Annotated in this window: 10 protein-coding genes; 7 read left to right on the plus strand and 3 right to left on the minus strand. The window is 57.7% G+C overall.

All coding sequences use genetic code 11. The features are described from left to right. The first annotated feature begins 132 nt into the window (after positions 1-132). The 3 genes from moaB to LC083_RS08460 are packed head-to-tail and all read left to right on the plus strand — an operon-like array spanning position 133 to position 2,323. The gene (moaB, locus tag LC083_RS08450; RefSeq protein ID WP_226699982.1) at positions 133-669 is read left to right on the plus strand and encodes a molybdenum cofactor biosynthesis protein B; all 537 of its coding nucleotides are present in this window, start codon (positions 133-135) and stop codon (positions 667-669) included. Continuing rightward, positions 666-1,142, plus strand: a complete 477-nt coding sequence (moaC, locus tag LC083_RS08455; RefSeq protein ID WP_226699983.1) for a cyclic pyranopterin monophosphate synthase MoaC — start codon at positions 666-668, stop codon at positions 1,140-1,142. The genes moaB and moaC overlap by 4 nt, the downstream gene beginning before the upstream one ends. Further along, positions 1,139-2,323 (plus strand): molybdopterin molybdotransferase MoeA, encoded by a 1,185-nt coding sequence (locus LC083_RS08460; RefSeq protein ID WP_226699984.1) that lies wholly within the window; start codon positions 1,139-1,141, stop codon positions 2,321-2,323. The genes moaC and LC083_RS08460 overlap by 4 nt, the downstream gene beginning before the upstream one ends. Here the strand turns inward: LC083_RS08460 and LC083_RS08465 are convergent. Genes LC083_RS08465 through LC083_RS08475 form a run of 3 tightly spaced genes read right to left on the minus strand, consistent with a single transcriptional unit; the run spans position 2,304 to position 4,768 of the window. Further along, positions 2,304-2,903, minus strand: a complete 600-nt coding sequence (locus tag LC083_RS08465) for a molybdenum cofactor guanylyltransferase (RefSeq protein ID WP_226699985.1) — start codon at positions 2,901-2,903, stop codon at positions 2,304-2,306. The two genes, LC083_RS08460 and LC083_RS08465, sit on opposite strands and share 20 nt — an antisense overlap. Further along, positions 2,900-3,493, minus strand: a complete 594-nt coding sequence (gene pdxH / locus LC083_RS08470; RefSeq protein ID WP_226699986.1) for a pyridoxamine 5'-phosphate oxidase — start codon at positions 3,491-3,493, stop codon at positions 2,900-2,902. The genes LC083_RS08465 and pdxH overlap by 4 nt, the downstream gene beginning before the upstream one ends. Positions 3,494-3,514: 21 nt before the next feature. Next, the gene (locus LC083_RS08475) at positions 3,515-4,768 is read right to left on the minus strand and encodes an acyl-CoA dehydrogenase family protein (protein WP_226699987.1); all 1,254 of its coding nucleotides are present in this window, start codon (positions 4,766-4,768) and stop codon (positions 3,515-3,517) included. Between the two features lie 114 nt (positions 4,769-4,882). Between LC083_RS08475 and LC083_RS08480 the strand changes: the two genes are divergently transcribed. From LC083_RS08480 to LC083_RS08495, 4 genes are all read left to right on the plus strand, one after another. Beyond that, on the plus strand, positions 4,883-5,731 hold the full coding sequence (locus LC083_RS08480; RefSeq protein ID WP_413469447.1) for a cupin domain-containing protein: 849 nt from the start codon (positions 4,883-4,885) through the stop codon (positions 5,729-5,731). A 96-nt stretch (positions 5,732-5,827) separates the two neighbouring features. Continuing rightward, a complete protein-coding gene (locus LC083_RS08485; protein WP_226699989.1) occupies positions 5,828-7,012 on the plus strand; it encodes an NnrS family protein in 1,185 nt (394 codons plus the stop codon). Between the two features lie 156 nt (positions 7,013-7,168). Continuing rightward, entirely contained in the window at positions 7,169-7,867 is a 699-nt protein-coding gene (locus tag LC083_RS08490; RefSeq protein WP_413469452.1) for a Crp/Fnr family transcriptional regulator, read from the plus strand. 107 nt (positions 7,868-7,974) lie between these two features. Then, positions 7,975-8,748: a Crp/Fnr family transcriptional regulator gene (locus LC083_RS08495; protein ID WP_226699991.1), complete on the plus strand. Its 774-nt coding sequence runs from the start codon at positions 7,975-7,977 to the stop codon at positions 8,746-8,748. Positions 8,749-9,100: the final 352 nt, after the last annotated feature.

Below are 9,100 nucleotides of genomic sequence, written 5' to 3' on the forward strand. Positions count from 1 at the left end.
CCGGGCTGGAGTTTGTAAGGTATCCTCCATTTCATCAGCATGTCATGGAGGCAGCGGCCAGTCATTGATCCGCGTCAAATACGCAGGCGCCAAATCCAGACAATGAGGGGCAACTGAACTGAGGAAATCTTCGTGCCTGGAATAGACGATAGCCTGGAATTTCATCCGCTTAACGTGGCGGTGCTGACGGTATCGGACACCCGAACACCGGATACCGATACATCTGGCGGGCTTCTAGCCGAGCGTCTTCAGGATGCAGGCCACCGACTCGCGGACCGCTGTATCATTCCCGACGAGGTCCGTTCCATTCAGCAGCAGGTATCCGCCTGGGTTGCAGATCCTGAGATCGACATCATCGTCAGCACTGGAGGGACGGGTTTCACCCCGCGCGATGTCACCCCCGAAGCCGTCATCCCCTTACTGCGCCGGGTAATGGATGGCTTCAGCGTGGTATTTCATCAGGTCAGTATGGGCACAATCGGCGTTTCCACACTTCAATCGCGCGCCTTTGCGGGGCAGGCCGAGGACACCTTCATATTTTGCGTCCCCGGCTCGACCGGAGCCTGCCGCGATGCCTGGGATCATATCCTCGCGCTTGAGTTCGACAGCCGATACCGTCCTTGCTCGATCGCCGGGCAGGTGCCTCGCCTGAGGCACCTTTGCGCATGACGGGCCTCACCCACTTGGACCGCGAGGGCCGCGCGAGGATGGTCGATGTCGGAGAAAAGGCACCGACCAGCAGAACTGCCGAGGCGATCGGGCATCTTCGCTGCGCCCCAGAGACACTGATAGCAGTAAAACACGGTAAGACGCCCAAGGGTAGTGTGGCTTCGACTGCCGAACTAGCGGGAATCATGGGAGCCAAACGTACGGCAGACTTGATCCCGCTGTGCCATCCTCTCCCGTTATCGAGTGTCGTTGTAGAGGCCGTTATCGATGAGAGCCTTCCTGGTTTCACCGTCAAGGCCACGACCCGCTGCGAAGGAAAAACCGGCGTAGAAATGGAGGCGCTGACGGCTGTCTCGATCGCCGCCTTGACGCTTTTTGACATGCTGAAGGCGATTGATAGGACCATGCAAATCGAGGGAGTTCGGGTGATTTCAAAAACTGGTGGCAAGTCGGGCTCTTGGCAGGACCGATGATTTCTTTCGAGGACGCCATTGGACTGCTCGACGAAAACGCGACGATGCTTGGCGAGGAAATTATCCCTCTCGAACAAGCCTCTGGCCGGGTACTCGCGGCTTCTCTTTATGCCCCACGCGATGCTCCGAATTGTCCAGTCGCAGCGATGGACGGGTATGCCGTGCTCGATGCATCCACCAAACCCGGTGAGCGATTGCGACTGATCGGGCAGTCGGCCGCCGGGGCTGGGTTTAATGGATGCGTCGGGCCGGGCGAGGCTGTGCGTATCTTTACCGGAGCTCCCATGCCGGAGGGCAGCGACCGTTGCATCATGCAGGAATATGCGGAGCGCGAAGGCGATACTGTGATCTTTAGCGATCGTTACGGTCCTGGATGGCACGTCCGCTCACCGGGCAGTGATTTTTCCGCAGGCGCCCAGCTTGTTCCGGCGGGAACCCGGCTCAATGCTCGCGCTATGGTCGCTGCGGCCGCAGCCGATGCCGCGTCCGTGCGCGTGAGCGTGCGACCGCGCGTTGCAATCGTCGGAACGGGTGATGAACTGATGACGCCGGGGTCCGCACACATGCGAGCTGACGCGATTCCAGAGAGTGTGACCTACGGCGTCGCGGCGATGGTTGCCGATGCAGGCGGCATTGTGGTGGAACGGACCTTGGGCTCTGACGACCTGCCAGCGCTTGAGGAACTGGCCGGCACACTGCTCTCCAAGGCAGATGTGGTCATTGTAACCGGGGGAGCCTCGGTCGGTGAACGTGATTTTGCCAAACCGATGTTTGCGTCTCACGGGTTGGAATCTTTGTTCGAGAAAGTCGCTATCAAACCCGGAAAACCCGTCTGGCTTGGCCGCGCGCAAGGCAAATGGATCCTTGGCCTCCCCGGCAATCCGACCTCGGCAATGGTCACGGGCCGGCTGTTTTTGGTGCCGCTCTTGGCAAAACTTCAAGGGCAGGAGCTCGATCAGGCGCTGGTTTGGCGAACCATGCCATTGGCCGCGCCTCTAAGACAAACAGGTGGCCGCGAAACTTTTGTCCGGGCACTCCTTTCCGAAGACGGTCTCGAACCGCTCGATAATCAGGAGAGCGGCTCTCAGGCCGCCTTGATGCAAGCTGACTGGCTAATACGGTGCCCACCCAATGCGAAGTCTTCCCATGCGGGCGAACGGGTTACTGCGCTTGCTTTCTGAGTCTTCGCTCGGCTTCAGCCAAGGCAATTTCATCGTTGATGTTGGTGAAGATCTCGGAGGAATCAGATCCCCTCCAATGCACCTTCGTGCAACCAACCAATTCAGCGAACCGCCACAGCGAACGGGCCCCGCTTGAGATATACTCATGCAAGGTGGCTCGATCTATTCGCCATAAGGCGACGAGAGGATGTGCTCTGTCCTCGCTATGGGCCATGGCGCATGCACTAGATCCGATTTCGCTTGCCAGGCGCGACACGAGGTCATTGGGCAGGAATGGTTGGTCGCACCCGATCAACAGGACAGCGTCGCAATCGTTTTCCTCGGCAAATCTGAATGCGCTTTGCAAGGCGCTGATCGGCCCGATACCGGGGATTGCGTCGATCAGGATGGGGACGTTATCCAGTGTGCACTGGTCCGGTTGCCGCACAGCCACAGCAACAAGATCCGCCTGTTTCTTGGCCCAATCCAGCGCATGTTCGATAAGTGGTTTGCCAGCAAGAAGCCGCGCTGGCTTGTCTCCGCCAATACGTGTTCCTTCGCCCCCCGCGGCGATGACTATGGCCGGACCGATATCGTTCATGGATAGACCAGGTAGCGCTGCCAAGAGCAATTGTCTTGCAGATCGAACACAGCGCGCTCGTGCAAGCGGAACTCTTTAGCGGTCCAAAACTCGAAGCGGGTTGGCACGATACGAAACCCCGACCAGAAGGGGGGCCTTCCAAGGTCTTTCAGCGAATAGGATGCAGTGTACCGAGCGACCCGCCTCAGCAGTTGCTGCTTGGTTTCAAGCGGACTCGATTGCTTCGATGCCCAGGCTCCGATCCGGCTCGCTAAAGGTCTTGAGGCAAAATAAGCGTCTGCTTCTTCACTCGTGACTGCTTCTACCGAGCCTTCGATCCGTATCTGAAGACCAAGAACGCCCCAGTAGAAACACAAGGCTGCATGAGGATTGTCTGACAGGTCGCATGCCTTGCGACTGCCGAGGTTGGTGTAGAACACGAACCCTTTCCGGCTATGCTCTTTCAGGAGCACCATACGGCTGGATGGTTTTCCTTCGCCTGAAACGGTGGCCAGATTGACCGCAGAGGCTGCCTCTTGGCCAAGCATTTTGGTAGCTTTGGACAACCAGTCGTCGAATATCTCGAAGGGATCCGTTGGCTGTACGGTCAAGGTCCGGTACCATCAGGCCCGTCAGCGATCTCGCCATTCGGCGAGGCGTGTCCCCACCTGCGCTAGCTCTATCCGGGCGATCGATCGCAAGTGCACCTCGTCGGGTCCATCGGCGATCCGCAATGCCCGCATACCGGCATAGACTTCTGCCAGGCCGAAATCGTCAGAGAGGCCGCCCGCGCCGTGGGCCTGCATTGCGTGATCGAGCACCTTCAAGGCCGTTCTCGGTGCAGCGACCTTGATCAGGGCGATTTCCAGCTTGGCGGCCTTGTTGCCTGCCTTGTCCATCATGTCGGCGGCCTTGAGGCAGAGTAGTCTCGTCATTTCGATATCGAGCCGCGCCTCGCCCAGTCTTTGTTCCCAGACGGATTGTTCGGACAAACGTTTGCCGAATGCGATGCGTGACTGGAGCCGTTCGGCCATCTTCTCGATCGCGCGTTCGGCGGCGCCGATAGCACGCATGCAATGGTGAATCCGCCCGGGTCCAAGCCGTCCTTGGGCGATTTCGAAACCACGCCCTTCGCCCAGAATGATATTCCCTGCCGGGACTCTCACGTCTCGTAGGACCACTTCGCCATGCCCGTGCGGGGCTCCATCATAACCGAAAACCGGCAGCATACGCACGATCTCGATGCCGGGGCTATCGAGCGGCACAAGGATCTGCGATTGCTGCTGGTGTGTTTGAGCGTCCGGGTCAGTCTTGCCCATGACGATCGCCAGTTTACAGCGTGGATCACCGACTCCGGACGACCACCACTTGCGCCCGTTGATAACATACTCGTCCCCCTCGCGGCGGATCGAAGTCTGGATATTGGTCGCATCGGAAGATGCGACATCGGGTTCGGTCATCAGGAAGGCAGACCGAATTTCGCCATCAAGCAGAGGACGCAACCATTGCGCCTTTTGCTCGGGGGTTCCGTATCGGTGGAGGACTTCCATGTTGCCCGTATCGGGAGCGGAACAGTTGAACGCTTCAGAAGCGAAGCCGACCCGCCCCATTTCCTCCGCGCACAACGCATAATCAAGGTTGCTAAGCCCTGCGCTCCGATAGTCTTCTTCGTCATGTTCAGACGGCGGCAGGAACAGGTTCCACAGTCCTTCGGAATAGGCTCTAGCCTTCAGTTCTTCGACAATTGGCGGTACCTGCCATCGTTCGTTACCATGCTTACCAAGCTGTGCTTTGTATGTCTCCTCTGCACGATAGACATGCGCGTGCATGAAGTCCCGCACGCGGTCGCGCCAAAATGACTGTTTTTCGGAAAGGCTGAAATCCATCGATAGGCTGCTTTGCTGAAGAGATTTTCTGGAGCCTAAAGATAGCCTCTGGCCGACGATTTGAATTGATCTGGGTCAAGGCTTCGCGATCGGTTCTGTTCTCTAAAAGCCGTCATGGATTGTCGTGAGCACATCGAGTTTGTGCAGTCGCAGTTGCTCCCATGGCAGAGAATTGGGGCGGGACTCGCGCGGCCCGATGCTGAGTACAAGATGCTGAGCCGCGACCCAGACAGCGGTGCTTGCACTGCATTAATGCGTTATCCTCCTGGCTGGTCGCGCGAAGGGCCCGAGTACATCGAAGCGGACGAAGAATTCTTCGTTCTTGATGGCTCACTGGAGATGGGCGGCGAAGTTTATGAGGCTGACGGTTATGCCTTTCTCCCTGCTGGCTGGACGCGTCAGAACATGGCAAGCAACTCTGGAGTTGTTGTGCTGGCGTTCTACAGCTGCGAGCCTGTTCTCGTGGGCAGGGCGGGTGAACGCGACCTGTCTCGCGCAGTTCCCCATCTCAAAACCCGGCAGATGACATGGGACATGACGCTCAATGACCCTAATCTGCGCCATCTGGGGATCTCGCGGAAGGATCTGCGGACGGATCCCGAAACCGGCGAGCGCACATTCCTGTCTTTGATTCTGCCGCAATCAGAGCCGCCAGCTGGCAGAGGGCCGCAGGAAAGCCACCCGGTCATCGAAGAATGCTACATGATTGCCGGTTCGCTCACGGGACCGCCGGGGACGATGCATCCAGGCGCTTATTTCTGGCGGCCGCCTGCTATTCCTCACGGTCCCTACGGCTCGCGCTGGGGTGCGGTCTCGCTTATCCGATTTGTCGGCGGGAAGCATGAGAATATCTGGAGCGAAGACCAGGCGGATTTCTCGTTCAATCAGGTTTACGATCCTATCTTACCCGAGCGACTGAAGCATTTGCGCGATTCTTCGTGGCAAGGCGCGCTCCCCTTTTAGCAGCCGCTTTGTATCCTTCGGCTGCCGGTGACTGTGAAGATAAGAAAGGAGCTCATGCCGAGTAATGCGGAACGTCTTGCATTGCGGCGCCATCGGATGAAACGCGGGCCGCTCATCTTTCGCGGTGCCTATCGCCCCTTCTTCCTCGGCGCAGCGCTTTGGGCCATCGTGGCACTCAGTCTCTGGCTGGGGCATGTTCTTGGTCTAGTTCCCGGCGGTGTCGTCTCGGATGCCTTGGCATGGCATAGACATGAGATGCTGTTCGGGTTCGTTGGAGCGGCAATCGCTGGTTTTGCACTTACGACCGCGCCCAACTGGACTGGGCGGCTGCCCATCGCCGGATGGCCGCTTGCAAGCCTTTTCACCTTCTGGTGTTTGGGGCGCCTATTGCCAGTTGCCCTGCCAGACACGAGCGGGCTGCTTATTACCATGGACGGCGGATTCTACATTTTTCTTTCTTTCCTAATCGGCCGAGAAGCGGCTCAGAGCCGCAAGCAAAATGTAGCAATCGGCTTGGTAATCGCCGCATTCGGGTTAGCCGACATTGTCGACCGCTTGGAGATGGCCCGATTGGTCGATTGCGGCGGCCTCGGCTTGCGAGCGGGAATCGCTCTCGTGACACTTCTTATCAGCTTGGTCGGGGGCCGGATAATTCCCAGCTTCACGCATAACTGGTTGGCAAAGAAAACCAAGATCGGCCCCATTCCAACCCAGCCAAATCGCAAAGATGCGGTGGTTTTGGCAGTGACGTTATGCGGCCTTTTGGCATGGCTTTTGGCCCCCGCGAGCGACGCGTCTGGAACCTTTCTCATGCTTGCAGGCATTGCGAATTTCGCGCGGTTGGCCAGATGGTTCGGTTGGCGGTGCTTGTCCTGTCTATCCGTTTTTATTCTCCACGTCGCATACCTGTGGCTTGCGTTCGGCTTGACGTTGCTTGGAGCGGCGCAATTTGGATGGATAGTCGAGAGCGCTGCAATTCATGCACTTTCGACCGGTGCAATGGCGACGATGATACTGGGCGTGATGAGCCGAACATCCCTTGCATTGAGCGCGCACGAACCAAGGTTTGGTTCAGCCATTGCATCAGCATGCGTTCTGCTTACCCTCGCGGCTGTCGCTCGGGTTGCAGCTGGATTCGGAGTGGGCGAGCCCACAGTTCTACTGGCGGCCGCTGGGGTCGGATGGCTCGCGGCCTTCGGGTTGTTTCTGACGGTCTTCGCGCCGATACTCGGATCGCCCAGAACGACCACGTCGGGCAGAGCGGTGCCCGGAGGCGAGTAGTTTCGCCAACCGCAGGCCATGCGCCATCATAGCCGCAGTGCGCGGTTCCAAATGTCGACCTTCATATGATTCTGGACGAGCGCCTCGCTTGACTTGGCGGACTTTTAAACCGCCGCTATTCTTAAAGACATGGATTCGCTTGAAATCGACACTCCCATGAATTTCTGTCAGGCGTGCGCCGTTCGCAATCGCGCGATCTGTGCCGATCTCGACGACGAAGAGATTGGACTCCTGAACGCGATCGGTCGTCGAAAACGCCTACGCGCCGGTGAGCAGCTGCTCTGGGAAGGCGATGAGGCGATCATCGTGGCCAATGTGGTGGAAGGCGTTCTCAAACTCTCGACGCAGACAGCGGATGGCAAAGAGCAAATTCTGGGGATGGTCTATCCATCGGACTTTCTCGGCCGACCGTTTGGCGAGACCACGCCCTATGGCGTCGAGGCGCTCAGCGATGCACAGGTCTGTGTTTTCAGGCGCGCCGATTTCGACAGATTTGCTCGCGAGCACCCGCGTCTAGAGCACAAGCTCCTAGAACGCACACTTGCCGAATTGGACCGCGCGCGGCGTTGGATGGTCCTGCTTGGGCGGATGAACGCAGAGCAGAAATTGGCCACTTATCTGGTCGAAACAGCGGAGCGGCTGTTGCCCGCTAATTGCGATGAGACGAAGCTCGGCGACGAGCGCACACTGACCTTGCCGCTTTCTCGTCAGCAAATGGCAGACGTTCTTGGTCTGACCATTGAGACGGTCAGTCGGCATATCAGCAAGCTGAAGAAAGAAGGGTTGATCGATCTCCCGGGTCGTAGAGAACTGACAATCAATTCGCTCAAGGCTTTGGCAGAACGAGGCGGTTAGTCCAGCCCATTGCCACGAGGGGCGGTTCTACAGCCCTTATCGAACACGGCCTAGACGACGCTGCTGGGAACCGCATCGACCCGCAGTTCAGACCAAAATTTTTTGGTTTGACCAAAATCAATGACGACCTTCCATCCGTCGTCCAGATTTCTCTGATGCATGCGAAGCAATCAGCTGCGGCATTGCCGAATTCGATCATTTTCCCGGGAGCGAAAGCACCCGTGGCTTCTCTTGGTGCGGAAGAGGCGACACATCTTCGTCTGCAGGCGCTTGCCAGATATGCGGGCGCTCGCTCAAGAGACTCTCGCGTCATCGACAATAGCGTCAGCCAGGTGGTTCTAGTCGTAGAAGGGGCGGTGAAGCTCATTGCCAGCGCTGCGGCTGGACGCACGCAGGTGATGGGCTTCTACTTTAAAGACGACTTCATCTACGTTCCAGCAAGAGATACACACGCCTACAATCTCTGTGCCTTGACGGACTGCGAGCTTGTCGCATTTCCGGCTACGGAGTTCATTCGTCTGGCGCAAAGCGACAAGACCCTCAACAACAATTTCCTGAGCCATCTGCTACGCGCCCTCGGTCGATGTCGCGAGAAGTCGCTTGCTCTTGGTCAGAAAACTGCGCGGGAGCGGGTCGCGACGTTCCTAGTCAGTATGGCAGAGCGGATCGGTGCCCCATTTTCCAATGGAGCGGTGCTCGACCTTCCCATGTCTCGGCGCGATATCGGCGATAATATCGGCCTCACGATCGAAACAGTAAGCCGTCAAATGACAGAGCTTCGGAATGCGGGCATCGTGTCCACTTCAGGACGATCGCAAGTGAAAATCCTCGATCTTGCGGCCCTCAAGCAAGAGGCCGGGCATCTTCCTGTCCCTACCTGAGAACTGCGTCGATAAGGCTTGACAAGAATGGCCTTGGGAAAGCTTGGCTTCCCAAGGTCAGCTTGGGACTGCCTTTTTGATACGGATCAAAGACGCCTGCGCATAGCGCTCGTACCTTTGCACCTGGGGCGAGTTGATTGGAAAGAATGCGCAGATGCCTCCCGACAGCCAGGTGCGGCGGGCGCAATAATCAAATAAGGTGAATGCGCTGAATTGGAGGTGTGAAAGGGAGTTGATCTGCCCCCTTCTGAGTGGCCCATTTTCTATTTTAGAAATGGCCACGAAGGAGGAATGGAATGGCAAGAAAGCACAAGCCGGAGGAGATCATCGCCAAGCTGCGTGAGGCGGAGAT

This window comes from Qipengyuania gaetbuli (assembly GCF_020524765.1).
Lineage (GTDB): Bacteria > Pseudomonadota > Alphaproteobacteria > Sphingomonadales > Sphingomonadaceae > Qipengyuania > Qipengyuania gaetbuli_A.